The sequence below is a fragment of the Clostridium intestinale genome (assembly GCF_035905475.1).
GTDB lineage: Bacteria > Bacillota > Clostridia > Clostridiales > Clostridiaceae > Clostridium_T > Clostridium_T intestinale.
The window spans coordinates 99524-126008 of the sequence record NZ_CP121166.1 but is presented as its reverse complement, the minus strand read 5'-3'; the positions used below and the strand labels follow the sequence as shown (position 1 = coordinate 126008).

The following is a 26485-nucleotide window of genomic DNA, read 5'->3' as shown; positions in this document are numbered from 1 at the left end:
ATGACTAAGGGGGTTATTTAATTGAATATAAACATTATAGAAGGAGGGGTAACCTCTCCTAAAGGATTTCTTTCTTCTGGCATACATGCTGGAATAAAAAAAGATAAAAACAAAAAAGATCTTGCATTATTAGTTTCAGAAAAAATCTGTAATGCAGCTGGAGTTTACACAAAAAATAAGGTTAAAGGTGCTCCACTTTTAGTTACTAAAGATCATTTGATAGATAATAAGGCTCAAGCAGTAATAATTAATAGCGGAAACGCTAATACCTGTACTGGGGAAAAAGGTCTTATAGCTGCTGAAACTATGTGTTCTCTTGTGGCTAACTCTTTAAACTATCAAACCGAAGATGTATTAGTTGCTTCTACAGGTGTTATAGGTGTTCAGCTTAATGTTAAGCCTATAGAAGACTCTATGACTTCTCTAATAGATGAACTAAGCCCAGAAGGTTCTCTATCTTCTGCTGAGGCTATAATGACTACTGATACCTTCTCAAAGTCACTCTCAATTAAGTTTGAGTTATCAGGTAAAGAAGTTACCTTAGGTGCAATGGCAAAGGGCTCTGGGATGATTCATCCTAATATGGCAACCATGTTATCTTTTATAACTACAGATGCTAATATAAGCTCTGCTCTATTAGACAAAGCTTTAAAAGATACTGTTAATATAAGTTACAACAGAATATCTGTAGATGGAGATTCTTCTACAAATGATATGGTTATTATATTAGCTAACGGTCTTGCTGAAAATACTCTTATAGATAGTGAAAATGAAGATTATCTAGTATTTGTAGAGGCTTTAAAAACTTTAAACATAACTTTAGCTAAATTGATTGCTAAAGATGGTGAAGGTGCTACAAAGTTAATTGAATGTACTGTTTCTAATGTTTCTAGTGAAGAAATTGGAGAAAAATTATCTAAATCAGTTATATCTTCAAGCTTAGTTAAAGCAGCTATATTCGGCAGTGATGCTAACTGGGGAAGGGTTTTATGTGCTCTTGGATATGCTGATGCTCCAGTTGATTTATCAAACATAGATATCTTCTTTGAAAGTGCTAAAGGAACTATAAAGGTATGTGAAAATGCTTTTCCTGTAAACTTCTCAGAGGAACTAGCAAAAGAAATACTATTAGAAAGAGAAATTAAAATATTAGTTGATATGAAATCTGGTTCCCACTCTGTTTCTTGTTGGGGATGCGATTTAACTTATGACTATGTAAAAATCAATGGAGATTACAGATCCTAAAGGAGGAACCTAGAGTTGAATTACAATGAAAGAGCCAATATTTTAGTGCAAGCATTACCTTACATCCAGCAGTATAAAGGAAAGACTGTTGTTGTTAAATATGGCGGTAATGCCATGATTAGTGATGAACTTCGTGAAGGAGTTATAGCTGATTTAGTTCTTATGAACTATGTAGGAATTAATGTTGTGGTAGTGCATGGTGGCGGTCCTCATATCTCCTCTTATCTAAAGAAAATAAACAAAGAAAGTGTTTTTATAGATGGATTAAGATACACAGATGATGAAACCATGGATATAGTTCAAATGGTTTTAGGAGGAAAAGTAAACAAAGACTTAGTAAAGTTGATTGAAGCTTCTGGTGGAAAAGCTATTGGTCTATCTGGTATGGATGGCTCCATGATTCAAGCTAAAAAAATCTCTTCAGAAGTAGATCTTGGTAATGTAGGTGAAATTACAAAAATTAATACTGAAATCATTAAAAACTCTATAGCTAACGGATATATTCCAGTAATAGGTAGTATAGCTACAGGTGAGGAAAATAAAGTTTATAATATTAATGCAGATACTTGTGCATCTAAAATAGCCTCTGCTTTAAAGGCTGAAAATTTAATTCTTCTTACAGATGTACCTGGAGTTATGCTTGATCCTAAAGAACCATCAACTTTGATTTCAGAATTAAGATTACATGAAATCCCTCGTCTTTATATGGATAATGTTATAAAGGGAGGAATGATTCCTAAGGTTAACTGTTGTGTAGAGTCAGTTAGAATGGGAGTTAAAAAGGCTCAAATAATTGATGGAAGAGTTCCACATGCACTTATACTTGAGTTATTCTCAAAAGATGGCATAGGAACAATGATTTATTAGGAGGATGTTGAAATGAATGATTTAATTGGGGCAAAAGAATATCTTATGAACACCTACCCTTTCCTTCCTGTAGTTTTTTCTCATGGAAAGGGAGTAAAACTTTTTGATACTGATGAAAAAGAATATCTAGATCTTACATCTGGTATAGGTGTTTCTTCTCTTGGTTATGGAGACGAGGCTTGGGTAAATGCAGTTACTGCTCAACTAAATAAGATAACTCATGTATCTAATATATTTATGTCAGAACCAACTTTAAAATTAGCTAAAAAAATAACTTCTCTATCTGGAATGAGCAAGGTATTTTTCTCTAATTCTGGAGCTGAAGCTAATGAAGGTGCTATAAAACTTGCTAGAAAATATAGCTACGATAAATATGGTGAAGGAAGAAGTACTATAATCACCTTAAACAATAGCTTTCATGGACGCACTATTACTACCCTAAAAGCTACTGGCCAAGAAAAGTTCCATAAATATTTCTATCCATTTACTGAAGGTTTCAAATATGTAGATGCTAATGATTTATCCGCTTTAGAAGAATCTGTTGATAATAGTGTCTGCGCAATTATGATAGAAGCTATTCAAGGTGAAGGTGGTATAAGACCTTTAAACCCAGAATTTATAGATAAAATATTTGAAATAGCTAAAGAAAAGGATATTTTAGTTATATTCGATGAGATTCAATGTGGTATAGCTAGAACTGGTAAATTATTTGGTTTCAATCATTTTGATGTTAATCCTGATATTGTAACTATTGCAAAAGGTTTAGGTGCTGGCCTTCCTATAGGTGGTATTCTTTGTAATGAAAAACTAAAAGACACCTTCTCATTTAGCGACCATGGTTCAACCTTTGGAGGAAACCCTGTAGCTACTGCTGGAGCAATTGAAGTTTTAAATGCAGTATCTAGTGAAGGATTTATGGATGAAGTTCTTGATAAAGGTAACTTTATTAAAGAATTTTTAGAAAACTCTTCTACTTCTAATATAGTTGAAGTTAGAGGAAAAGGGCTAATGATTGGAATAGAGATAAATGGAGAAGCAGCTAAAGTTCAAAAAGAAGCTTTGAAAAAAGGTCTTTTAGTTCTTACTGCTGGGCCTAACGTTGTTAGACTTCTACCACCATTAGTAATTTCTAAGGAAGACTTAAAGATTGGATTAGAGATATTAGTAGATATAATAAATAACATTTAATTTATGAGGGGGGTTATTATGAAAAAGGATTTATTAAAGATGGAAAATCTCTCAAAAGAAGAGATTTTAGATATATTAAATATAGCAGATCAACTAAAATATGAACATAAACACGGGATAGAACATCACCATTTAAAGGGGAAAACCCTAGGTATGATATTTCAAAAGGCTTCTACAAGAACTAGGGTAAGCTTTGAAGTTGGTATGTATCAACTTGGAGGAAATGCTTTATTCCTAAGCTCAAAGGATTTACAAATAGGAAGAGGTGAACCTGTTTGTGATACCTCACGTGTTTTATCTAGGTATCTAGATGGTATAATGATTCGTACCTTTGAACAAAAAGAAGTGGATGATTTAGCTAAATATTCTGATATTCCTATAATAAACGGACTTACTGATGATGAACATCCATGTCAAGTTTTAGCCGATTTAATGACCATAAGGGAGTATAAAAAGAGCTTTGATGGATTAAAGCTTGCTTTTATAGGTGATGGTAATAATATGGCTCAATCCTTAATAGTAGGTGCATTAACTCTAGGTATGGATGTGTCTATAGCATCTCCGTCTGGATATACTCCAGATAATTATTACTTGGAGCTTGGAAAAGAATTAGCTGAAAAGACTAACGCTAAGTTTATTCTTACAGATTCTCCAGTTGAAGCAGTTACATCTGCTGATATTGTAATTACTGATGTTTGGGCTAGTATGGGCCAAGAAGCTGAAGCTAAAGAAAGAGTTGAAGCTTTTAAAGGTTATCAAATTAATGAAGATTTAATGTCTTACACTAATCCAAAATCTTTAGTTCTTCATTGTCTTCCAGCTCATAGAGATGAGGAGATATCTACTGAAACCTTTGAAAAACACTCAGAAGAAATCTTTGATGAAGCTGAAAATAGACTTCATGCTCAAAAAGCTGTATTAGTTAAATTATTAGGTAATAAATAAGTATATAAAAAAGATGCTATTTTAGGTAGCATCTTTTCTATATTAATTTAAATTATTTTATATAATCTTTATAGTTGTTTTGAGTAACTTTTACATAGTTAATCCATACATATTTTCCATCAGTTACAGGGTAGCCAATGTTTGCTTCGTTAATTTCTTTACCTTCTGCAGCTGCTATAGCTATATTAACTGTAGCTTTACCTTGGTTTTCTGCATCATTAAGAACTGTTCCTAGAAGAGATCCTTCTTTCATAGCTTGTAATGCAGGTGCTGTAGCATCAACTCCAACTACTGGAATGTATTTAGAAGCATCACCTTTGTTATATCCTTCAGCTTTTAAAGCTTCTATTGCACCTAGAGCCATATCGTCATTATTTGCTAAAACTGCTTCTATCTTATCAAGACCTTGACCAGTTATAAATGCTTTCATAAGGTCAGTTGCTTTAGCTTTGTCCCACATAGCTGTATCAGCAGCAAGTTTTTGAGTTTTGAATCCGCCAGCTTCTATAGCTTTTATTGAGTATTCTGTACGAAGAGTAGCATCTTGATGTCCTGGTTCTCCTTGAAGCATTACATATTGAATTACTCCATCCTTATTTTTATCTGCTTCTGGATGAGCTTTAAAGTAATCAACTAGAATTTCTCCTGATTGAGTTCCTGATTGTTCTGCTTTAGCTCCAACATACCATACTTTATCGTAGCTATTCATATCTGTTTTTTCTGGTTCACGATTTAAGAATACTATAGGAAGCTTTTTAGCTTTTGCTTTTTCTATTATTGGACCAGCAGCTGTTCTATCAACTGGATTTATTGCTAAAGCAGTTACCCCTTTAGTAATAAATGTATCTACTTGTTCATTTTGAGTAGGTTGTTTATTTTGTGAATCCACTAATTCTATATCTGTTCCTTTATCTTTAGCTTGACCTTCCATAGCACCACGAACCCCTGTCATGAAAGTATCATCAAATTTGTAGATTGCAGAACCGATTAAAACTTTAGAATCTTTCTTTCCGCCTGAACTAGAATCATTTCCTTTTGAACTACATCCTGCCATTGCACCAGCAATTACAACAGCTGACATAACGATTGTTAATAATCCTTTAAACCTTTTCATAATACCCCTCCGTAATCAAATCTTATTATTTTATATGATTTTGGTTTGTTATTCGTTTACATTTCTTATTATATAGACTTTTCTCTCTACTCTCCATACAAAATTCTTCACACTTTTATCGAATTTCTTAGTTAAATATTAGAAATTAAATCTAAACAAAAATAAAAATGCTATAAACTTACTCTACTAATTTATAGTAGTAAGCTAATAACATTTCTAATTTAAATTTATTTGCTTTTCATGTATATATCTACATTATCCTTTGTAACTTCTGAATAATCAGCCATTACATATTTACCTTTTTCTAATCCCTCTACTGAATTTATATCTCCATTTGTTGATAATAAATAAGCCATATTAAATATTACCTTAGCTTGATATTTATAATCGTTTATAGCAGTTCCTATCATTGCCCCATTTTTAACTTGGGTTAATGACTCAGGAATTCCATCAATTCCAACAACAAGGGGATGTCTTTTTATTGTATTGTCATTATTTAATGCTTCTAAAGCACCTAAAGCCATTTCATCATTATTGCTAAATACAACTTCTATCTTATCTCCAAATTCCTTAATCCATTGATTCATTTTTGTAGTTGCTTGGGCATATTGCCAGTTACCAATTTCATCAGATAATTTTTCTAATTCAACACCATTTTCTATCAAGGGTTTTATACAGTGCTCTGTTCTTATTAATGTATCCTGATGCCCTGGTTCCCCTTCAAGTACTACATATTGAATTTTTCCATCTCCATTTTTGTCCACCAAACTTTTGTTACTCTTATAGGCGTCTAAAATTATTTTACCTTGTATTTCTCCAGACTGTTCTGCCTTTGCGCCTACATAATATAGCTTATCCCATCTTTCCATGTCTTCTTCCACAGGTTCACGATTAAAGAAAATCATAGGTATATTTGCAGACTTAGCTTTGTCAATCATCATAGAGGCAGCAGTTCTATCTACTATATTTACACATATAACATCGTAATTTTGAGAAACAAACCGTTCTACCTGACTATTTTGATTCGTCAAGCTTCCTTTAGCATCTACAACATTAATTGTTATCTTATAATTGCTATCGCCCTCTTTTTCCTTAGCTACATCTTCAATTTCTTTTGTAATTGCAGAAATAAAAGCATCATCCTGCCTATATAATGTAACTCCTATTTTTATATTTTTAATACTATCTTTATTAGTTCCATTATTATTATAATTACATGCTGATAATGAAGTACCAATTGTAACGGTTAATAGGCATAAGGATATTTTTTTAAGTATTTTCATTATAAACACCTCAAAATTCTCATATATTTAAGACATTATTTTTACCTAATAAGCGGAAATAGCAATCTTTGATTCTCCTTTGAATACATATTATCTGTATTAACAATGGTTGAAGATATAGTGCTATTACTTATCTTCTTACCCTCTAACTTATCTACAGCAGCCTTTACCCCAAGATATCCTATATTAAATTCATTCTGCGTAGCTGTTGCATTAATGTTTTTTTCCTCTAAAGCTGAAATTATTTTACTCGTACTTCCTGTACCATAGACTTTTATTGAACTTTTTTCATTATCTATTATATTAGAGTCCTTTTTTACTTCGGCAACATACTCTAACATACCTGTACTGAGAGTTACTACTACATCTACATCATTGTTCTCTAATAGATTCTTTATCTCAGTATAGTAATTTGCTTGACTCTCATTTGGAATTTCCCAGAACAGATAGGTGTTATTAATTTTATTCATAACACTCATAAATCCTTCGTACCTGTCCGCTATGCTTTTGCACTCTAAATTATTTTTTATAATTGCAACCTTTTTCCCCATATCTCCCATCTCAATCATTTGTTCTCCTAAAAGTTCCCCAAGCTCATAATTATCATTCCAAATTATTGGCGGAGGTTTCTCTAAATCAACATTAGACTCGATAAGAATAATAGGTACTTTTTTCATAGCTTCTTCTACTGTATTAGCCATCTTTTCATAATCTACTGGAGATAATATTATAGCATCTGCTCCATTTTTTATTTCTCTATCAATTAACTCTTTTTGCTCATCTATATTATTATCTTGCGAAAGATTTATGAAACTTACATCTATATTCAGTTCTGATGCTGCTTGCTCTACACCCTGCTTCATTATCATTAAGCTTTCATTATTTTTTCCACTTGTTATCAAAGAAATATTATGTATTTTTCTGTTTTTTTGATTTGATAATGTATCATCTAAAAGTACTGAAAAGGATATAATTAATAGTAAAAATAAAATTATAAATGCAACTGTTTTTTTACTTTTCACTATTTACCTTCCTCCCTCTTCTGTGCTTCACTGAAATCAATAGCAGGAACATGTATTCTAATTGTTGTCCCTTCATCAGGCTCACTATAAATCTTAAGTCCGTATTCTACACCATAATATATCTGTATTCTTTGATGAACATTTTTTAATCCAATACCTGAACTCTTTTTCTTTCCATTATTTTTTCTTGTAAGAAGAGTATCTGCAACTTCTTGCTCCATCCCAAGTCCATTATCTATAACATCAATATATAAATCTTCGTCTTTCAAGTACGCTTTTATTAATATCTCTCCATCTCCACCCATAAATTCCATACCATGATAAATGGCATTTTCGATTAAAGGTTGAATTATTAATTTAATAGTTGATAAATTTAATGTTTCTTCATCTATATCAATATTATATGTGAATTTGTTTTTATATCTTATGTTTTGTATTGTTAAATAATTACGTGCATGTTCAATTTCATCTTTTACTGATATTATATTTTTACCTTTACTTAAGCTTATTCTAAAAAGTCTTGCTAAAGCTGTTACCATTGTAATAGCTCCATCATAATTTTCATTTTCTATCATCCAAACAATAGAATCTAATGTATTATATAAAAAATGTGGATTAATCTGAGCTTGAAGGGCATTTAACTCGCTTTTTCTTTTTGACTCCTGTTCTCTTACTATATTGTCCATAAGTACATGTAACTGATTTACCATGGATTTTATAGCTTTCCCTAGATGCTGAATTTCGTAAGATCCACTTATTGCTATATCTACATCTTTGTCTCCATTCTCAAGCTTTTTTACTGATTTTTCAAGTGCTTTTATAGGATTTGCTATACGAGAAGAAACAAACATATTGAGAAACACTAGAATAAATATCGCAAAAAACATAATAAATATTGCAAATAAACTTATTTGTCTATAGTCAGAGGTTATATCAACCATTGGAGTGACCCCTATGATTTTCCACCCAGTATATCCTACTGTTTTTACTGTAACTAATCTTTTCTCCCCATTAAAGGTTTCTATATTAGTTCCGTCTTCATATGTAGATCCCATTCTATTATTCTCATTTATTAAGTTTGAATATATCAATTGTTGTCTTGGATGATATATTATCTCTCCCTCTCCATCTACTAAATAAACGTAACCCGATTTTCCTAGGTTAACATTTTTACATATTTGCTCTATTTCACTAAAATTCATATCTACAAGCAGTACACCTGGAGTTATTTTCCCATTGTTAGTAAGCTCTACAGCTCTACTTAAAGAAATAACCCAACGATATTTATAATCTGGATCTATAAATAAATTCTGAACATGTGAAGTTGAAAAATGAAGGTTTTCTTTTCTACTTATAGCTTTTAAAAACCATTCACTTCTTGTAGGATTAGCAGAGTCTTTTAATTTCCCTACTGGAGATGCTCCTATAAGCTCGCCATACTCCGTAAACACACTTATACTTATAAGAGAATCTTTATTTGATTCATATAATAGATCCATATCCTTACTTATACTGTCTACTGCTAAATCCTTTTTCTTAATAACACTATAATAACTAGCATCCGATACCTTCATCATATTTCTTAAGTAACTATCTAAGTTTAAATTAACTTGTTCTAGTATGGCTTTATTATTTTCAGATACCATATTTTCTGCTGAGTTTATAAATCTTAAATAAACTGCCCCAACAACCATAATCATCCCTACAACTGATATTACAGTAAAGGAAATAGATATTATATGCTGTATGCTTGTATTTTTACTTTTATCTAATACTTTTTCAACTTTTTTCTTTATAAAATTTATCATTACAGATCAAACTCAATTCTTTCTATATTTTGAAGGTGATACACCAAACTTCTTTTTAAATACATAACTAAAATAATTAGCCTCTGGATATCCTACTTTTTCAGCTATAACATAAGTCTTATAATCTGTTGTATTTAAGAGTTTTACAGCTTGTTCTAAACGTACTGTAGTTAAAAAATTTACAAAATTGTTTTGTGTTTCACGTTTAAATATTGTAGAAAAGTAAGTAGAACTTACATGAAGTTTAGAACAAACTTGTTCTACAGATAAATCTGGATCTGTGTAGTTTTCTAATACATATTGTTTTGCTTGCTCAACAAGTACTATAGATGAATTTACACGTTCTTTTTTAATCAAAACGTTTACCGTAATAGACTTGTTTATAAACCATTCCTTTACCTCATCTATTGACCCAAAGGAGTCTAAGTGTTCGTAGCAATTAAATTTTTCACCAAATATATAATCCATATCTAGTTCATAAGTTTGTATAAGCTTCAGTAAAGCAGTCATTATCTCCATAATATAAATTCTATACTTATTAAATGGTAAAAGTAAATGCTGAACTTTATCAAATAAACCATTAATAACATCTTTTATTTCATCTTTTGTTGAAATCTTTATTGCATTTAACATTAAGTTTTCTTCTTGATCGTGAAATTGAAGCTCAATAGAATTATCTGGTTCTACATCATCAATATATATAGCCTTTCCTAATCCAAGTATCAACTTATACTCTAATGCATTTAAGGCAGTTCTATATGAAAATTTTATCTCGCATGGATCATTATAAACATATCCAATTCCAGCTGATATTTTTAAATTTGTGATACGCTCATAAACCTTGCATACTTCATTTATACCATTTATAAAATGACCTATCTCATCTTTAGAAGATAATCCTCCTATTACTACCACAATATCAGAATAAATAAAACTTGTGAAGCTACAATATTTGTGCATATTTTCATCTACAGTCTTTTTTATTGATATATTAGTAAGCACTGAATCTTCATTAATATTATTGTTTATATCCTTTAATTTCAAGCTTCCTTCAGAACGAATAAGTGCTACAGATAAATATTCTTTTTTTAGATCTATGTTTAATTTATCAATCTGTTCATTCCACTTTTCACTGTTTATCCTTCCCTCAATAGCTCCTACCAGAAACTGCTCTCTTATTACTGGCAAACTTTCAATATAATATTCTTGTAGTTTTTCTAAATTTCTTTTTTCATTATATTCATAATCAAGCTTTTCTTTTAATCTTTTTAAGACCTCGATTAATTCTACAGAATTAATCGGTTTCAAAACATATTCAACTACATTAATTTGAATAGCCTTGTGAGCATATTCAAAATCGTCACAGCCTGAAAAAATTATAATCTTAGTAGAAGGCATCATTTCTGAAACTCTTTTTCCTAATTCTAATCCATCCATAAAAGGCATTTTTATATCTGTCATTAAAACATCCGGTCTGTATTTTTCAACCTTTTCAAGTGCATCCTGCCCATTCTCAGCATCTCCAACCACTTCAAATCCGTAAGCTTCCCAGTCTATTTTTTTGATAATTCCAAGTCTTATCTCTTCTTCATCATCTACTATAATAATTCTATATAAGCTCATTATATTACTCCTTCTTTTATTAAGTTGCAGTTAAATATAATAATTTAATTATCGATTACTATTATATCTAAAAAATTCCTTTTATGCAATGCATGTCCATATTATTTAAAACGACAAAAAGGCTAACTTCAATTTTTAATTGAAGCAAACCTTCTTATCAATATATCAATTTATTTTTTTCTATATTTAGCTAAGTCTATAGCAACTGCTACTGCAATGATAGCACCTTTTATAACTTGTTGCCACATTGGACTTACTGCTATGAACTGTAATCCATATTGTATAACCGTAAATATCAATACACCACTTACAATTCCTCCAACTTTTCCAACACCACCATTTAGTGATACACCACCTACAACACAGGCTGCTATTGCATCAAGTTCGTATCCATTACCATATTGATTGGTTGCCCCAGCAGTTCTAGCAGCTTCCAGTATACCTCCTACACCATATAAAAGTGATGCGAAAATGAATATTCCCATTATAGTTGCAAATACGTTAACTCCTGAAACTACTGCTGCTTCACGATTTCCTCCTATAGCATAAACATTCTTTCCAAATATAGTTTTGTTTAATATAAACCAAACTAATATTACAAATAGAAGTGCTATAGGTACCAGAATTGATATTCCTGGAAAATCTCCTATGTTAAAAAGTTTTGTTTGTCCAAGTGCAATAAAGTCTGGACGTACACCACCAATTGGTTGTGATTTATTTGGCGGCATATCAAAGTATAGAGAGCATGCACCATATACTATAACCTGTGTTGCTAAAGTAGCTATAAATGGATGCATATCATATTTTGCTACTAAGAAACCATTTAGTACACCAAATACCATACAAGCTATAATTGCTATTACTATAGGGATTATAACTGCTAGCTGAGGCATGTTAGGGAAAAATCTATTAGCATAGTCTGGATTTTGAAGCATTGATGTTGATATTACTGCCGCTAGTCCAACCATACGTCCTGCTGATAAATCTGTTCCTGCTATTAATAATGTAAAACAAATACCTAAGGCAACTATAAGTTTAGTTGATGACATTGTTAGTATGTCAAGCATTACTTCATATTGCATAAAACGTGGTTGAATTATCATTATTACAACTACTAATACTAGTAATGCTAAAATAATTGCATTATTAGTTAAAAAGGTTTTTACTGTCTCTACTGAAAAGGTCACTGTACTGTCGTGATTTTTTTTATCTAAAAAATGTTTAAGTCCATAAATAGCTGCTATTATTCCTATCCCATCTATATAAATAGGTAAATCAAAAAATACATCTGGATCTAAAATAAAATTAAAAACAATTCCTAACACAACAAGGAAAGCACCAATTCCTAAAAATATTTTTCCAAAATCCTTGCGTGAGATAACTTTAGCTTCTTGCATATCTAATCCTCTCCTTCTTTAACATAACTAAGTCTCTTTATTTCATAAACTGTGTTGCATAATTCATAACTTTTACTTGATCTGCTTCATCTTTGTCTAAAATTCCAGTAACCTTTCCTTCACACATAACCATAACTCTATCTGACATTCCAAGTAACTCTGGCATTTCTGAAGAGATCATTATGATTGATTTGCCTCTTTTAACCAAGTCATGCATAATAGAATAAATTTCATATTTTGCACCTACATCAATTCCTCTTGTAGGTTCGTCTAATATTAAAATATCTGGATTTGTAAGAAGCCAACGTGCTATTAAAACTTTTTGCTGATTACCACCAGAAAGATTTTTTATAAGCTGCTCCATATTTGGTGTTTTAGTTTTTAAATCTGTATTAGATTTAACTGCAGCTTTATAACGTTTTCCTTCTTTTAACACTCCAAATTTTGCGTAATCTTTTTGACTTGCAATTACTGTATTATCTAACACTGATAATATCCCTAAGATGCCAGTAGCACGTCTCTCTTCTGTTAATAGAGCTAATCCTTGTAATTTAGCATCTTTTGCAGACTTTATTTTTATTACCTTACCATCTTTTTCAATAGTTCCCTCTTGTATCGTTCTTAAACCAAATAGTGCTTCTACAAGTTCTGTACGTTGAGCTCCAACAAGCCCTCCTATACCAAGAATTTCCCCTTTATATAACTCAAAACTTACATTTTGAAAGGATTTCTCCAAAGGAGAACAAAGATTGTTAACTTTTAATACAACTTCCTTTGTAGGTTTATAGTTTGCTTCTGGGAATCTATGAGTCATATCTCTTCCTACCATACGGTTAATTATAAGCTCTGTTGTAAGATCTTTTGATTCCCAAGTTCCTACCCCTTGACCATCTCTCATGATAGTAACTTCATCAGATATTTTAAGAATTTCCTCCATTTTATGAGATATATATATAATTGCGCATCCTTTTTTTTGAAGTTGCTTTATTATTTTAAATAAATGTTCTGTTTCATTCTCGGTTAATGAAGATGTTGGTTCGTCCATAATAATTATTTTAGAATTATAACTAACCGCCTTAGCGATTTCAACCAATTGTAGACTAGATGCAGAAAGCTTTCCTGCCAATATCTCTGGATCAATGTCTAAATCAATCTCTTTAAATAAAGCTTCTGTCTCACGTATCATTCTTTTCTTGTCTACAGCTATTCCTCTCATAGGAAATCTTCCAAGCCATATATTTTCCATAACTGGACGAAATCTAATAGGATGTAGTTCCTGATGTATCATTGATACTCCCAAGTCTAATGCTTGTTTTGAAGTATTTATTTCAACTTTTTCTCCATCTAATATTATCTCGCCATTATCTTGATGATATATACCAAAAAGACATTTCATCAAGGTTGATTTTCCTGCACCATTTTCTCCCATTAGGGCATGAACACTACCTTTACGTACTTTTAATGATACGTCATCTAACGCCTTTACCCCTGGAAATGTCTTTGTTATATTGTTCATCTCCAGTACATACTCACCCATACCACAATCCTCCTTTGGTCAAATATTAATCCATTCTTTATTTTGTCTATTTTTCATTTAGTTAGTTTTATTATTGTTATTCGTTTACATTATTAATTATATAAACTTTCTCTTCTACTCTCCATACAAAATTCTTCACACTTTTATCGAATTTCTTAATTAATTTATATAACAAATTCATATTTTTTTATTCTAAAAAAGACATGCATAAATTAGTAAAAAATGCATGTCTTTTTTCTATTCTATATTTATTAAATAACTGAAAATTTATATATAGTAGTATGTTTATATTCTTCACCAACTTTTAATATTGGGGATGGAAAACTACTACATCTAACTGCATTAGGGAAAAATTGTGTTTCTAGGCATAACCCATCTCTATTTTCATAAGTTACTCCATCTTTTCCAGTAGGCCCCCCTGCTAGAAAATTCCCCGTATAAAATTGTACTCCTGGTTTAGTAGTATAAACTTCCATAACTCTCCCACTTTTTTCATCTACCACTTCTCCAGCTTTTTTAGGTTCTTCTGTGCTAACATCTAATACCCAATTATGATCAAACCCATTAGCGAAATTTAACTGTTCATAATCACTAAATATTTTATCCTTTACTATAGTTAATTTTCTTAAATCCATTGGTGTTCCATCAACTTTTAATATTTCACCTGTTGGAATTGACTCATTGTTAGAAGGTGTAAAGCTACTTGCATTTATCATAACTTTATGCTCTAACACACTTCCTGAAGAATGTCCTGAAAGATTAAAATAAGAGTGATTAGTTAGATTAACTACTGTATCCTTATCTGTAACAGCTCTATAATCTATTCTAAACTCATTATCTTCACTAACAAAATATATAACATTGACCTCTAAGTTACCAGGGTATCCTTCTTCACCATCTTTACTAAGATATGATAGTTTTAATGCCTGACTATCACCTAAATTAACAAGTTCTGCTTCCCATAAAACCTTATCAAATCCTCTATTTCCTCCATGCAAGTGATGTCTACTATTCTTTTGAAGTTTATATTCTATATTATTTATCTCAAAAATGCCATCCTCAATCCTATTCGCACATCTTCCTATAATAGCTCCTAAATATGGTCCCTTTTCTAAATATTTTTGTGGAGTATCATACCCTAAAACAACATCATCTAATTTCCCTTTAGAATCAGGAACCTTTAAAGATACTATAGCGCCACCTAAATTTGTTATTTTTACTTCCATTCCTTTGGAGTTAGTAAATGTAAAAATATCCACCTCAACTTCATTCATTAACTTTCCAAATAATTCTCTTCTAATTCCCATACTCTCATACTCCTTTTATATAAAATACTACCTATATTAGCTAGTATAAGTATATTATGTTATTCTTTCAAGAATAAAAAAGTTAGGTATATATCTAAATTATTTTACACCTAACTTGTTAACTCTATAATTCTATTTTTTCTTCTTTTTTCTGATCACAACATCCATGTTTTTTATCACCTTTTCCCATAAAAAACATCATAGATACCATCATAATTGGACATATAAACGGACTTAAGAATGCTAAAATAGGTGCGACCCCAGGTAATACTAATTGAATAACTGGTAATAAACTAACTATAAGTATAGGTAACATACAACATAGTGCCATAGGCATAATATGCTTAAGATTAAATTTCTTATTCATTTTCTCACTCCTAAATTTTAATATTACAACTAGTCTAATTCATAGTTATGAAGATAAAATGAAGATACCAGTATGTTTCTTCATTTTATCTTCATATTAGTTTCATATAATTATGTCTCAGAAAGTAATATAAATTTAAGAGGTGATATTTTGTCCATAAAAACTACTCATATATTAGTTGAAGATATGGTTTGTACATCCTGTGAAAAAATAATATCAGATTCTATAAAAAAGATAAATGGTGTCCTTGAGGTTGAGGTTAATTATAAAACCTCCTTAGTGAAGGTAACTTTTGATTCTACTAAATGTTCTTATAGCAAAATTTGTTCTGCTATAGAAAGTTCAGGATATACCATAAAAATCTCTAATAACAAAATTAACACAAATGGTTCTTCTACAACTTTTAAAGAAATTATCTCTATATTTGCTATAGTTGCTCTTGCTTTTGTTATTATAGCACTAAGTAAAAATTCTGGTACTTTCAATATAAGTAATAACTTAGGTACAAATACAACTTATCTTATGTTATTTATAATAGGTATTTTCACTTCTCTTCATTGTGTAGGTATGTGTGGTGGAATAATGTTATCTCAAAGTATAACGATAAATAAAGGTAGTAAATTTAAAAATCTACTTCCCTCTCTTTTATATAATGTAGGTAGATTAACCTCATATACTCTGTTAGGTGGATTAGTAGGTGCTTTAGGCTCTGTTTTTTCTTTATCATTAAGTACTCAGGCCTCTATATCAATACTTGCTGGTCTTTTTATGATAATAATGGGTTTTAATATGTCTGGCTTTAAATTATTTAGAGGAATAAACTTAAAACTTCCATTTAGTAATTGTAAATCTTCAAATAAAAAATCTAGTCCTTTAATTGTTGGTTTACTAAATGGATTTATGCCTTGTGGTCCCTTGCAAACCATGCAGTTGTATGCTTTAGCTTCTGGAAGTTTCTTCAAAGGAGCGTCCTCTATGTTCATTTTTGGACTAGGGACTATTCCTCTTATGCTTATATTTTCGTTAGCTATAAATGCCATAAATATGAAAAACACTAAAAAACTTATAAAATTCAGTGGAATCTTAATCGTTATATTAGGAATTTTAATGGCAAACAGAGGATTTACACTATTAGGTGTAAACATTCCAATAAATAATTTATTATCTTTTAACAACAAAAATTCATCTAATGTGATAACTGATGAAAATAAGGCTACAGTAATAGATGGAAAACAGGTTGTAAAAATAAAAGCAACATCTTCTGGCTACTCCCCAAAAGTAGTATTTATAGAAAAAAATCTTCCTACTGAAATTATTTTTGAAGGGGAAACAATAACGTCATGTAATAATGAGGTTATTTTCCCATCCATGAATATAAAGCAAAAACTAAAAAAAGGTGAAACAAAGATTAATTTTACAGCTGGTGAAAAAGATATTAACTACAGTTGTTGGATGGGAATGCTCTCAGGCTCCATAAAAGTTGTAGATACTCTTGATAGCGTAAGTGATAAAGATATATCGTCAGCAGAAAGTGAACTTTCACAAAATTCCGCTGGAAGCTGCTGTCAAGGTTCTTCTTCTAATCAAGCTCAAGAATTCTTGGTTTATGGCTTGCCATTAACTGAAATACCTACAGATAGATTAGTTAAAAAAAGCTCTATTTCAGGTAGCAGTCAAGCTCTAAGCATTTCTGGAATAGATACCTATTTTGAACCACTTGTTTCAATTTTAAAAACTAATATTCCAGCTAAGCTTACATTCAATTTAACTAAAGTGCCTGCTGCTAATGGAACTTATAATATAGTTGAATTTAGTTCACAAGAAATTGTTGGTTCCTTCACTATATCAGACTTTAAAGGATCTATTGATATTACACTTAATAAATCCAGTATCTACTTTATAGAAAAAGATTTTTCAATAGTTGGAACCATAAAAACTTCTGATTCCCCTGAAACGGAAGATATAGAAAAAGTTAGATCAGAATTAATAGATTAATATTTTCGAACTGGAGTAGCTTAATGATTTTATATTATTTTGCTGCTCTTTTTATTATCAAAAGGCCCATAAATGAAGTTTTCCGTATTCGCTGACAAATTAGTTTACAATTCGGCTTTTTATAAGCACTCTTCCTTAATAAAAATAATAGTATATTAGTAGTAAACTTTTTAAAAAGGGGTGTTTTAATTGAATAATAGATACTCTTGTCGAAACGATTTTTATGATAGTGCAAGTAGATGTAATAATAAACATTGCTGTGATGATTGGAATTGTTGTCCAACTGGGCCTACTGTACCTACTGGTCCTACTGGTCCAACTGGGCCAACCGGTCCTACTGGCCCTACTGGTCCAACGGGTCCTACTGGAGATGATGGCTCTGTTGGTCCTACTGGAGCTACTGGCCCTACCGGAGCTACCGGTGCTGTTGGTCCCACCGGTCCTACTGGGGACACTGGCCCTGTTGGTCCTACTGGGGCTACTGGTAACATTGGCCCAGTAGGTCCTGTTGGTGCTACCGGCCCTACTGGTTCTACTGGTCCTGTTGGTCCTACTGGGGCTACTGGTCCTACCGGTTCTACCGGTGCTGTTGGTCCTACCGGTCCTACTGGGGACACTGGCCCTGTTGGTCCTACTGGAGCTACTGGTAACATTGGCCCTGTTGGTCCTGTTGGTGCTACCGGCCCTACTGGCTCTACTGGTCCTGTTGGTCCTACTGGGGCTACCGGCCCTACTGGAGACACTGGCCCTGTTGGCCCTACTGGCTCTACTGGTAATATTGGCCCTGTTGGTCCTGTTGGTGCTACCGGCCCTACTGGCTCTACTGGTCCTGTTGGTCCTACTGGAGCTACTGGCCCTACCGGTTCTACTGGTGCTGTTGGTCCTACTGGAGACACTGGCCCTATTGGTCCTACTGGGGCTACTGGTAACATTGGCCCTGTTGGTCCTATTGGTGCTACCGGTCCTACTGGCTCTACTGGTCCTGTTGGTTCTACTGGGGCTACTGGTTCTACCGGCGCTACTGGCCCTACTGGAGTTACTGGTCCTACCGGCGTTAACGGCGCTGTTGGTCCTACTGGTGTTACTGGTGCTACTGGTGCTACTGGTCCTACTGGTCCTATTGGTGCTACCGGCCCTACTGGAGCTACCGGCCCTACTGGTGCTACTGGTCCTACCGGAGCTACCGGCCCTACTGGTGCTACTGGCGCTACTGGAAGTATTGCATCTGGATATGCATCTTTCTTTAGTACTACACCAGCAACAAACAATATAGAAGGATTAATATTTAAAATATTTGAATTTAATTCTGTTGCTCCATCCAATGTAACTTTAGGTGCTAATGGATCAGATATAACTGTACAAATTAGTGGCATATATCATATAACCTTTTCTGCTAATGCTACAGATACAAACAATTCTTCTATAAATTTATTTGTGAATAATTCCGATATCCCTGGAAGTATTATCTCATTCCCAGGTACAAGCGGAGAAGCTGTTGGCCATATAATTCTATCTTTATCTACTTCAGATGTATTAAGATTAAGAATAAATGGTACTACTGATTTTATAGATTCAGGTGTAACAGCTTCTATAACCCTAATGAGAATAGCTTAGTATTAGACTAAAATTTTGAGGCCAGTATTTTTAATTAAATACTGGCCTTTATCATACACACTTTCTATATTCTAGAAAACTTTTCATCAACCTTAATTCCTAATGTTCCATCTTTATAAACTGTCATGATTTCCACTAAAATATTAAGAGAAGGGGAAATTCCATAACATTCAACTACTACATATTTATTTTCATTTCTATGATGCATTACCAAATCATAATCTTCTCTCGCTAGTTGAAACTTCTGCCTATCTGCTAAGTATAGGGATATATTTTTAGTAGTATTAGGTTTTATTTTCTTAGCTTTTGAACCCATAAGTTCTATATCGTCAAAAGAAAAATAGATATCTTCTATGATCTGCGATGTATTATTTCTAATATAAACTATTGGTAATAATTGTGCTTGCATACTAATCTACCTCATAAATACAATTAAATATTATTTAACAGCTTAAATAGTTTTCCTCAATTTTTATTCCTAAACTTCCAGCATTATAAACCTTCATAATCTCAACCAAAATGTCCCTTATATGCTCAGCTCCATAAGCCTCACTTATTGTATATTTATTTTCTTTTCCATGATTCATTATTAAATCATAATCTTCTCTTTCTAGCTGATCTCTTTGTCTATAAGTTAGATATAAAGATACATTCTTGGTCGTATTAGGCTTAACCTTTTTAATTTCTGATCCTATAAGTACCACATTATCAAAAGAAAAACTTATATTTTCTATATTTTCCTCTGTGTTATTTCTTACATATACTATCGGTAATCTATTTAATCCCTTGTTTGGCCCTCTATCTATTCCCTGTGATCCATTTATGAACTTTCCAAACATATACACCCCTCCAGATTTTTGTAAAGTTCTCACTTATATAATATATTCTACAATTCTACCTTAAATCCTTTTGGAGTAATGAAGCTATTAAATTACTTTTCTATATAATTTATTACATGTTTTATAACCATATTTATACTTCCATCACCATTTCTAACTATTTCAAATTTAGAATTATCGTGGTAAGCTTCCTCATCTATATATAAATCTATTTCTTTATCTATCTTTAATCTAACTCTTTTTAATTTTTTCTCCACATATTGTTTATCTATCTGAACCTCTTCATTTAGACCTTGAGATATAATAAAATCATCAAATGCTCTTTTCGCCTCTGGTTCTTCTTTAAAAAGCTCATTAGAAAGTTCAGGTATATTTATCTTCTCTTCTTCTTTTAGTTTACTTTTTATAGTTGTTCTTATCTTCTCTGCCTTATCAGCATCCTGATTAATATTATTTCTGGTCCAAGTTTCTGTTGCTTTCATAAAGCTTTTAGTCATATCTCTTTCATTTGTTATAACTGTACAACCTAAAAAATGATTTATAAAATAATTAGAACCATACTCTTCTTCCTCTTTATTTTTCTTTTGCTTGTCAATCACCATTAAGTTAAAATCTTGATCTTGAGCTAATGGTTTTATAAAAGCACATTTTTGTATTCTTTGAGAGGATGCTGGTAGTCCACCATATTGTTGGATTATACCGATTCCTATTTTATCATCCAAAAAATCTACCTTATGAGCAAAGTTCCTTACATAGTCCATTTTTAATAAAGCTAACATAATTCCTTGGTCTGTAGATATTGATGCAACTACTAAATCACAGGATGGAATATTTCCATTGCCCTTCATTATTGCAAACAGTTGTCTTCCCATTTCTTGAGATATAGAAACTAAATCAGTATTCGCACCATTTAAATACTCTTGAGATAACTCTTTTACTATATTTCTCTCTGGATTAAATACGGCATACTTTAGTTCCTCATCTTTTAAGGCTTTTTCAATATGTCTATATATATACTTGTAAATTTCATCACCTAAATCTAATTTATATTCATTTAATATTGGTTCATCTGAGTTATTATCTAAAATATGAATAACCGCCTCTACAATATTTATATCATTAACGTATTCCATAGGGGTACCTCCATTATAGTCCTGTATATTTCAGTCCCTATTATATCACATATTTTTATAGGTATTTATCTAGAATAATAATTTGATTTATAATAGAATTAAATTTATGAAAGGAATGATATTATATGAAAGAGTTAGAAACCCGTATTATAGATATAGATTTAGATAAGTTTCGTAGGGATTTAAAAATGATTAATGCTGAAAAGGTAAAAGAAGAAAATCAGATTAACAACATATATGATTTTCCAGATAGAAGACTTCTCTCAAAAAAAGGTTATGCTAGAATTAGAATAGTCGAAGATTTATTAAACAAAAAATCTTTTAGCTTTATTACTACAAAAAAAATGCTCTCTCAAGAGAGATTTAAAGTTATGGAAGAGAATGAAACCATTATTGAAGATGGGGAAGTTGGTAAAAAGATATTTGAAGCCTTAGGATTAGAACTTATTGATTCAATAAAGAAATATAGAGAAAGTTATAAATACAAAAACACTTTAATTGAAATAGATATTAATGAAAAAAATTTTTGTCCTTTTCCCTATGTTGAGTTTGAAACCTCTTCTGAAGAAGAACTTAAAGAAATCTTAGAACTTTTAGGTTATAGTTTAGAGGACACAACTTCTAAGACAATATATGAAATACTAAAAGACAAGGGGATATCCTCTGAAAAAGGGTTATGATCTCTGCAAACCCGCATTAACACTATATATAGTTATATAGAAAGATATATATCTATATATCTTCCATTTAGCTAAAAAAATCAGTAAAACTTAAACTAAATTCATTTAATACTCGCATTTAGTTTAAGCTTTACTTATATTCCATTTTCTTTTTCAATTCTAATATTTTAAAAACTACTTTCCCTAATTATAAGTTCTGTAGCTATACTAACTTTTTTGCTGATGATCCTGTCATTTAATCTTTCTATCAATAAATCTACAGAAGTCTCACCCATAAGTTCAGTATGTACTTTAATAGTACTTAAAGTTGGATAAACATATTGGGCTATACTTATATCATTTATACCTATAATGTTTACTCTATCTGGAACAGCTATTTTATTTTCATTTAATGCCTTAAGACATCCAATAGCTAAAGAATCACTTCCAACTAAAAATGCTGTTGGCAAGTTATCTTTATGCTCCTCTAAAGCTTTTTTCATTAAATCATAACCATCACTTGCAGAGTATTTTCCTATATACATATACTCTTCCTTAAATAAATTCTTTTCTTTTAAGTAACTTTTATAAACAACTTCTCTAGAATCATTTATCTCCGAGGTTCTATCGTTAAAAGTTTCTCTTCCCCCGATATATCCTATTTCTCTATGCTCTTTTTCCATTAAGTAGTTTAATATCTTTTTTGTAGCTATCTCAAAATTCGTTATAACACAATCATATTTTTCTTCGTCTGGGGCATAATCCACAAATACTATATTACTTGTTATCTTAGCTAAATCCTCTACCTCTTTGTTACTAAACTTTCCTACTGCAACAATTCCTTGTATCTTTTCCTTCATTAATTCATCAATATTGTTTTTAAAAAACTTTACTATAGCCAAGTTATTTTGTTTACATCTGTTTTCTATACCTATACGAATAGACATATAATATAAATCATTTAATTCCTCTTTTTCTGTATACCAATGAATAAGAGCTATCTTAGCCAATGTTTTTTTCTTTGGTTGCCTTTTCTCATAATCCAATTCCTCTGCCACATTAAAAATCTTTTTTTTAGTATCATCACCTACTGATAAAGTCTCATCATAATTTAAAACTCTTGAAACTGTAGCTATTGACACTCCTGCTTTATCTGCAATATCTTTAATTGTCGCCATTATTTTCTCCTTTTAAATTAATAAATATTATATATAACTTATATTATATCTCTCTTTTAACTAAAATTCATTACTTTTCCAAGTGAATTTTACTGTATTTTTACTCAACATATCGACTTAATTCTTCACACATTTTTATTCCAAATTCAATTAAACTCTTCTATAATACTTATATTCATAGACTCTCTAAATATTTTAGGGGATTTTCCTTTTACTTTTTTAAATATCTTGGAAAAAGCAAGAGGGTCATTATATCCAACTGATCGAGCTACATCACTTATAGATAAAGATTTATTCTTCATAAGTTCACAAGCCTTATTAACTCTAAATCTTATTAAATGTTCTTGAGGAGATATTCCTAATTTATCTTTAAATAATGAACTAAAATAATTTTTGTTTAATCCAATAGTTTCGGCTACCTCAGCTATAGTTATATATCTTGAAAAATTAGTTTCTATATATTTTAAAGCTTTCTTAACATATATGTCTGTATAATTATAATTTATGATTGTCTCTTTTTGTTCTTGTTCAATTAATTCAGATAAAAATATACTTAATAGTCCCTGAAGTTTAAGTTCCCTTCCATATTTTAAATCTGCTGAATTTATCATATCTTCAAAACATTTTTCTATTTTATTTCCCTGTTCATAAACAAATATAGGATTATCTCTATCTAAATGTGCCAATTTCATATAGCTTTCTGCTCTCATTCCCTTAAATCCAACCCAAGCATAGGTCCATGGTTCTTCACTATCAGCCTCATAATAAGTTATTACATCTGGACATATTAAAAATCCCTGATTCTTATTAAGTTTGTATGCCTTACCATCAACATAAAAAGTACCATGTCCATCAAGTATAAAATGAATTAAAAAGTGGTCTCTTACTGCTGGACCATAAGCATGTGATTCCTTACACTTTTCCATACCACAATGATATACTATTAAATCAAAGGCTGACTCATTAAGTAATAAAAGTTCTGTACTTTCATTATTATTTCTCATAATTTATACCTAACCCTCTATTGTTAATTACTTAGATTATACCATGTTTATCTTTTAAAATTCCATTTTAATCACTCTACATATATTTATAATATAAAAGTATAAGAATCTATATTATATAAGGATGGTGTAATTATATGATAAACTACGATAAGGAAACTAAAACTTTTCATCTGCAAACTAAAAATACTAGTTATGCTATGTGTATATTTAGAGATGGATATCTTTCACATCTTTATTGGGGAAGAAAACTTAAAAACATTACTTCTTCTGAGCTTCTTGTACTGAGAGAGAGAAGTTCTTTCTGTTCAAATCCTCAAGCTAATGATAATACTTTTTCATTAGATACTTTACCTCAAGAATATCCCTCGTATGGAAATACTGACTTCCGTTCACCAGCTTATGAAATTCAACTAGACAATGGATCAACCTTAACAGATTTAAGATATAAATCTCATATAATTATAGATGGAAAACCCTCTTTAATAGGATTACCATCAACCTATGTAGAAAATAATAATGAAGCTCAAACTCTTGAAATTACAATGGTGGATTCTCTATTAGGTCTAAATGTAATCCTTTCCTATTCTGTATATAAAGATTTAGATGTAATTACTAGGAATGTTCGTTTTATTAATTGTGGAAGTACTAAGTTAAAATTACTACGTGCACTAAGTATGAGCATAGACTTCAATCATAATAATTACAAGTTCATGCATCTTCATGGTTCATGGGCAAGAGAAAGAAATATTGAAATAAGACCTCTTTTTACAGGTAATCAATCTATAGAAAGCAGAAGAGGTTCAAGCAGCCATAACCATAATCCTTTTATTGCATTGTTAAGCAATGATGCTGATGAAAATCATGGAGATGTTTATGGATTTAACCTAGTATATAGTGGTAATTTCTTAGCTCAGGCTGAAGTAGATCAGTTTAATACGACAAGAGTTTCAATGGGAATAAATTCTTTTGACTTTTCCTGGTTATTAGAACCAGAGGAAGTTTTTCAAACTCCTGAAGTTGTTATGACTTATTCTTCTGATGGACTAGGTTCAATGTCAAGAACTTATCATAAGCTTTATAGAGAAAGACTATGTAGAGGTAAATTTAGAGATACCGTAAGGCCTATTTTAGTTAATAACTGGGAAGCAACTTATTTTAATTTTACAGAAGAAAAAATTCTTGAACTGGCTAGTGATGCAAAAGATTTAGGAATTGAGCTTCTTGTGTTGGATGATGGATGGTTTGGTAAAAGAAATAATGACGATTCTTCATTAGGTGATTGGATAGTTGATTATAAAAAACTTCCTCACGGATTAGATAGTTTAGCTAATAATATAAATTCCTTAGGATTAGACTTTGGATTGTGGTTTGAACCAGAAATGATCTCTCCAGATAGTAATTTATATAGGACCCATCCTGATTGGTGCTTGCATGTTCCAAATAGAATACCTTCCCAAGCAAGAAAACAGCTTATATTAGATTTAACCAGAGATGACGTATGTAATTATATAATTGAATCAGTTTCTAATATTCTTAGAACTACTAACATTAAATTTGTAAAATGGGATATGAATAGAAATATGACAGACATAGGAACATTATCTCTTTCTCCAGAAAGACAAAGAGAAACAGCACATAGATATATACTAGGCTTATATAAAATTTTAGCTACTATTACAACCGCTTTCCCAGACATATTATTTGAAAGTTGTTCTGGTGGCGGTGGAAGGTTTGATCCAGGAATGCTTTATTATATGCCTCAGACTTGGACTAGTGATAACACAGATGCAGTTGAAAGATTAAAAATACAGTATGGTACAAGTATAGTCTATCCTATTAGTTCTATGGGGTCACACGTATCTGCTTCCCCAAATCATCAGATACAAAGATCTACCCCATTAAAAACGAGGGGTGATGTAGCTATGTCTGGTAACTTCGGCTATCAAATGGATTTGACTAAAATCTCCTCTAAAGATAAATATGAAATAAGTCATCAAATTCAAACATATAAAAAGTTTAGGAAGCTAATACAATTTGGAGAAATGTATAGATTATTAAGTCCTTTCGAAGGAAATGAAACAGCATGGATGATTATTTCTCAAGATAAAACCGAGGTCCTCGTATGCTATTTTAGAGTTCTCGCTTTGCCTAACCCTTCTATAGTAAGGTTATATTTAAGAGGTTTAGATAAAGATAAATATTACAACATTTCAGATAAAAATATTACTCTAGGTGGAGATGAATTGATGTATGCCGGCATTACTATACCTGAATTGAAAGGGGATTATCAAAGTATAATCTGGCATCTAAAAAGTATTTAAAACATAAATTGAGGCTCTAAATTTAGAGCCTCAATT

22 protein-coding genes are annotated in these 26485 nt (G+C 31.2%); 8 read left to right on the top strand and 14 right to left on the bottom strand.

Annotated elements, in window-relative coordinates:
* The first annotated feature begins 21 nt into the window (after nucleotides 1–21).
* From argJ to argF, 4 genes are read left to right on the top strand one after another with little or no spacing between them, the layout of a single operon-like run.
* Nucleotides 22–1245 carry a bifunctional glutamate N-acetyltransferase/amino-acid acetyltransferase ArgJ gene (gene argJ / locus P8F83_RS00570; RefSeq protein ID WP_326513015.1) on the top strand — a complete coding sequence of 408 codons (1224 nt, stop codon included), beginning with the start codon at nucleotides 22–24 and terminating at the stop codon, nucleotides 1243–1245.
* Between the two features lie 15 nt (nucleotides 1246–1260).
* Nucleotides 1261–2112: an acetylglutamate kinase gene (argB, locus tag P8F83_RS00565; RefSeq protein ID WP_073020763.1), complete on the top strand. Its 852-nt coding sequence runs from the start codon at nucleotides 1261–1263 to the stop codon at nucleotides 2110–2112.
* A 12-nt stretch (nucleotides 2113–2124) separates the two neighbouring features.
* Entirely contained in the window at nucleotides 2125–3300 is a 1176-nt protein-coding gene (locus tag P8F83_RS00560) for an aspartate aminotransferase family protein (RefSeq protein WP_326513014.1), read from the top strand.
* A gap of 18 nt (nucleotides 3301–3318) precedes the next feature.
* Entirely contained in the window at nucleotides 3319–4245 is a 927-nt protein-coding gene (gene argF / locus P8F83_RS00555; protein ID WP_326513013.1) for an ornithine carbamoyltransferase, read from the top strand.
* 52 nt (nucleotides 4246–4297) lie between these two features.
* On the opposite strand, the gene P8F83_RS00550 is transcribed toward argF, so the two are convergent.
* The 9 genes from P8F83_RS00550 to P8F83_RS00510 all read right to left on the bottom strand — a co-directional run bounded on the left by P8F83_RS00550 (nucleotide 4298) and on the right by P8F83_RS00510 (nucleotide 15703).
* A complete protein-coding gene (locus tag P8F83_RS00550; RefSeq protein ID WP_326513012.1) occupies nucleotides 4298–5359 on the bottom strand; it encodes a galactose ABC transporter substrate-binding protein in 1062 nt (353 codons plus the stop codon).
* A gap of 227 nt (nucleotides 5360–5586) precedes the next feature.
* Nucleotides 5587–6642, bottom strand: coding sequence for a galactose ABC transporter substrate-binding protein (locus P8F83_RS00545; RefSeq protein ID WP_326513011.1), 1056 nt, complete (start codon nucleotides 6640–6642; stop codon nucleotides 5587–5589).
* Between the two features lie 41 nt (nucleotides 6643–6683).
* Nucleotides 6684–7664 carry a substrate-binding domain-containing protein gene (locus P8F83_RS00540; RefSeq protein ID WP_326513010.1) on the bottom strand — a complete coding sequence of 327 codons (981 nt, stop codon included), beginning with the start codon at nucleotides 7662–7664 and terminating at the stop codon, nucleotides 6684–6686.
* Nucleotides 7664–9472 carry a sensor histidine kinase gene (locus P8F83_RS00535; RefSeq protein ID WP_238903867.1) on the bottom strand — a complete coding sequence of 603 codons (1809 nt, stop codon included), beginning with the start codon at nucleotides 9470–9472 and terminating at the stop codon, nucleotides 7664–7666. The genes P8F83_RS00540 and P8F83_RS00535 overlap by 1 nt, the downstream gene beginning before the upstream one ends.
* Nucleotides 9473–9484: 12 nt before the next feature.
* Entirely contained in the window at nucleotides 9485–11095 is a 1611-nt protein-coding gene (locus P8F83_RS00530; protein WP_326513009.1) for a response regulator, read from the bottom strand.
* Between the two features lie 170 nt (nucleotides 11096–11265).
* A complete protein-coding gene (gene mglC, locus P8F83_RS00525; protein WP_326513008.1) occupies nucleotides 11266–12492 on the bottom strand; it encodes a galactose/methyl galactoside ABC transporter permease MglC in 1227 nt (408 codons plus the stop codon).
* Between the two features lie 37 nt (nucleotides 12493–12529).
* Complete coding sequence (locus tag P8F83_RS00520; RefSeq protein WP_326513007.1) at nucleotides 12530–14029, bottom strand: sugar ABC transporter ATP-binding protein; 1500 nt, start codon at nucleotides 14027–14029, stop codon at nucleotides 12530–12532.
* A 251-nt stretch (nucleotides 14030–14280) separates the two neighbouring features.
* A complete protein-coding gene (locus P8F83_RS00515; RefSeq protein WP_326513006.1) occupies nucleotides 14281–15336 on the bottom strand; it encodes an aldose epimerase family protein in 1056 nt (351 codons plus the stop codon).
* Nucleotides 15337–15460: 124 nt separating this feature from the next.
* Nucleotides 15461–15703: a hypothetical protein gene (locus tag P8F83_RS00510; protein ID WP_326513005.1), complete on the bottom strand. Its 243-nt coding sequence runs from the start codon at nucleotides 15701–15703 to the stop codon at nucleotides 15461–15463.
* Nucleotides 15704–15853: 150 nt separating this feature from the next.
* Here P8F83_RS00510 and P8F83_RS00505 point away from each other — a divergent pair, with 150 nt between their 5' ends.
* Both P8F83_RS00505 and P8F83_RS00500 read left to right on the top strand, forming a co-directional pair.
* Complete coding sequence (locus tag P8F83_RS00505) at nucleotides 15854–17698, top strand: urease accessory protein UreH domain-containing protein (RefSeq protein WP_326513004.1); 1845 nt, start codon at nucleotides 15854–15856, stop codon at nucleotides 17696–17698.
* Between the two features lie 189 nt (nucleotides 17699–17887).
* On the top strand, nucleotides 17888–19312 hold the full coding sequence (locus P8F83_RS00500; RefSeq protein ID WP_326513003.1) for a BclA C-terminal domain-containing protein: 1425 nt from the start codon (nucleotides 17888–17890) through the stop codon (nucleotides 19310–19312).
* Nucleotides 19313–19376: 64 nt separating this feature from the next.
* Here P8F83_RS00500 and P8F83_RS00495 read toward each other — a convergent pair whose 3' ends face one another.
* The 3 genes from P8F83_RS00495 to P8F83_RS00485 all read right to left on the bottom strand — a co-directional run bounded on the left by P8F83_RS00495 (nucleotide 19377) and on the right by P8F83_RS00485 (nucleotide 21284).
* Nucleotides 19377–19721 (bottom strand): hypothetical protein, encoded by a 345-nt coding sequence (locus P8F83_RS00495; protein ID WP_315114383.1) that lies wholly within the window; start codon nucleotides 19719–19721, stop codon nucleotides 19377–19379.
* Between the two features lie 34 nt (nucleotides 19722–19755).
* Complete coding sequence (locus tag P8F83_RS00490) at nucleotides 19756–20151, bottom strand: hypothetical protein (RefSeq protein ID WP_326513002.1); 396 nt, start codon at nucleotides 20149–20151, stop codon at nucleotides 19756–19758.
* A gap of 92 nt (nucleotides 20152–20243) precedes the next feature.
* Nucleotides 20244–21284 (bottom strand): nucleoid-associated protein, encoded by a 1041-nt coding sequence (locus tag P8F83_RS00485; RefSeq protein WP_286905051.1) that lies wholly within the window; start codon nucleotides 21282–21284, stop codon nucleotides 20244–20246.
* 125 nt (nucleotides 21285–21409) lie between these two features.
* On the opposite strand from P8F83_RS00485, the gene P8F83_RS00480 reads away from it, so the two are divergent.
* Nucleotides 21410–21964, top strand: a complete 555-nt coding sequence (locus P8F83_RS00480) for a class IV adenylate cyclase (protein ID WP_326513001.1) — start codon at nucleotides 21410–21412, stop codon at nucleotides 21962–21964.
* A gap of 167 nt (nucleotides 21965–22131) precedes the next feature.
* Here P8F83_RS00480 and P8F83_RS00475 read toward each other — a convergent pair whose 3' ends face one another.
* Together P8F83_RS00475 and P8F83_RS00470 are read right to left on the bottom strand one after the other, a co-directional pair.
* Nucleotides 22132–23121, bottom strand: coding sequence for a LacI family DNA-binding transcriptional regulator (locus P8F83_RS00475; RefSeq protein WP_326513000.1), 990 nt, complete (start codon nucleotides 23119–23121; stop codon nucleotides 22132–22134).
* Between the two features lie 146 nt (nucleotides 23122–23267).
* The gene (locus tag P8F83_RS00470) at nucleotides 23268–24125 is read right to left on the bottom strand and encodes an AraC family transcriptional regulator (RefSeq protein WP_326512999.1); all 858 of its coding nucleotides are present in this window, start codon (nucleotides 24123–24125) and stop codon (nucleotides 23268–23270) included.
* 137 nt (nucleotides 24126–24262) lie between these two features.
* Between P8F83_RS00470 and P8F83_RS00465 the strand changes: the two genes are divergently transcribed.
* Complete coding sequence (locus tag P8F83_RS00465; protein ID WP_326512998.1) at nucleotides 24263–26449, top strand: alpha-galactosidase; 2187 nt, start codon at nucleotides 24263–24265, stop codon at nucleotides 26447–26449.
* Nucleotides 26450–26485: the final 36 nt, after the last annotated feature.

Bases quoted from the DNA above. Each gene is read 5' to 3' on its own strand.
- P8F83_RS00530 (WP_326513009.1), bottom strand. From the start codon at position 11,095: ATGAGCTTATATAGAATTATTATAGTAGATGATGAAGAAGAGATAAGA.
- P8F83_RS00490 (WP_326513002.1), bottom strand. From the start codon at position 20,151: ATGTTTGGAAAGTTCATAAATGGATCACAGGGAATAGATAGAGGGCCA.
- P8F83_RS00485 (WP_286905051.1), bottom strand. From the start codon at position 21,284: ATGGAATACGTTAATGATATAAATATTGTAGAGGCGGTTATTCATATT.
- P8F83_RS00515 (WP_326513006.1), bottom strand. From the start codon at position 15,336: ATGGGAATTAGAAGAGAATTATTTGGAAAGTTAATGAATGAAGTTGAG.
- P8F83_RS00545 (WP_326513011.1), bottom strand. From the start codon at position 6,642: ATGAAAATACTTAAAAAAATATCCTTATGCCTATTAACCGTTACAATT.
- P8F83_RS00480 (WP_326513001.1), top strand. From the start codon at position 21,410: ATGAAAGAGTTAGAAACCCGTATTATAGATATAGATTTAGATAAGTTT.
- argF (WP_326513013.1), top strand. From the start codon at position 3,319: ATGAAAAAGGATTTATTAAAGATGGAAAATCTCTCAAAAGAAGAGATT.
- P8F83_RS00470 (WP_326512999.1), bottom strand. From the start codon at position 24,125: ATGAGAAATAATAATGAAAGTACAGAACTTTTATTACTTAATGAGTCA.
- P8F83_RS00510 (WP_326513005.1), bottom strand. From the start codon at position 15,703: ATGAATAAGAAATTTAATCTTAAGCATATTATGCCTATGGCACTATGT.
- P8F83_RS00465 (WP_326512998.1), top strand. From the start codon at position 24,263: ATGATAAACTACGATAAGGAAACTAAAACTTTTCATCTGCAAACTAAA.
- P8F83_RS00495 (WP_315114383.1), bottom strand. From the start codon at position 19,721: ATGCAAGCACAATTATTACCAATAGTTTATATTAGAAATAATACATCG.
- P8F83_RS00550 (WP_326513012.1), bottom strand. From the start codon at position 5,359: ATGAAAAGGTTTAAAGGATTATTAACAATCGTTATGTCAGCTGTTGTA.
- P8F83_RS00535 (WP_238903867.1), bottom strand. From the start codon at position 9,472: ATGATAAATTTTATAAAGAAAAAAGTTGAAAAAGTATTAGATAAAAGT.
- P8F83_RS00520 (WP_326513007.1), bottom strand. From the start codon at position 14,029: ATGGGTGAGTATGTACTGGAGATGAACAATATAACAAAGACATTTCCA.
- mglC (WP_326513008.1), bottom strand. From the start codon at position 12,492: ATGCAAGAAGCTAAAGTTATCTCACGCAAGGATTTTGGAAAAATATTT.
- P8F83_RS00560 (WP_326513014.1), top strand. From the start codon at position 2,125: ATGAATGATTTAATTGGGGCAAAAGAATATCTTATGAACACCTACCCT.
- P8F83_RS00475 (WP_326513000.1), bottom strand. From the start codon at position 23,121: ATGGCGACAATTAAAGATATTGCAGATAAAGCAGGAGTGTCAATAGCT.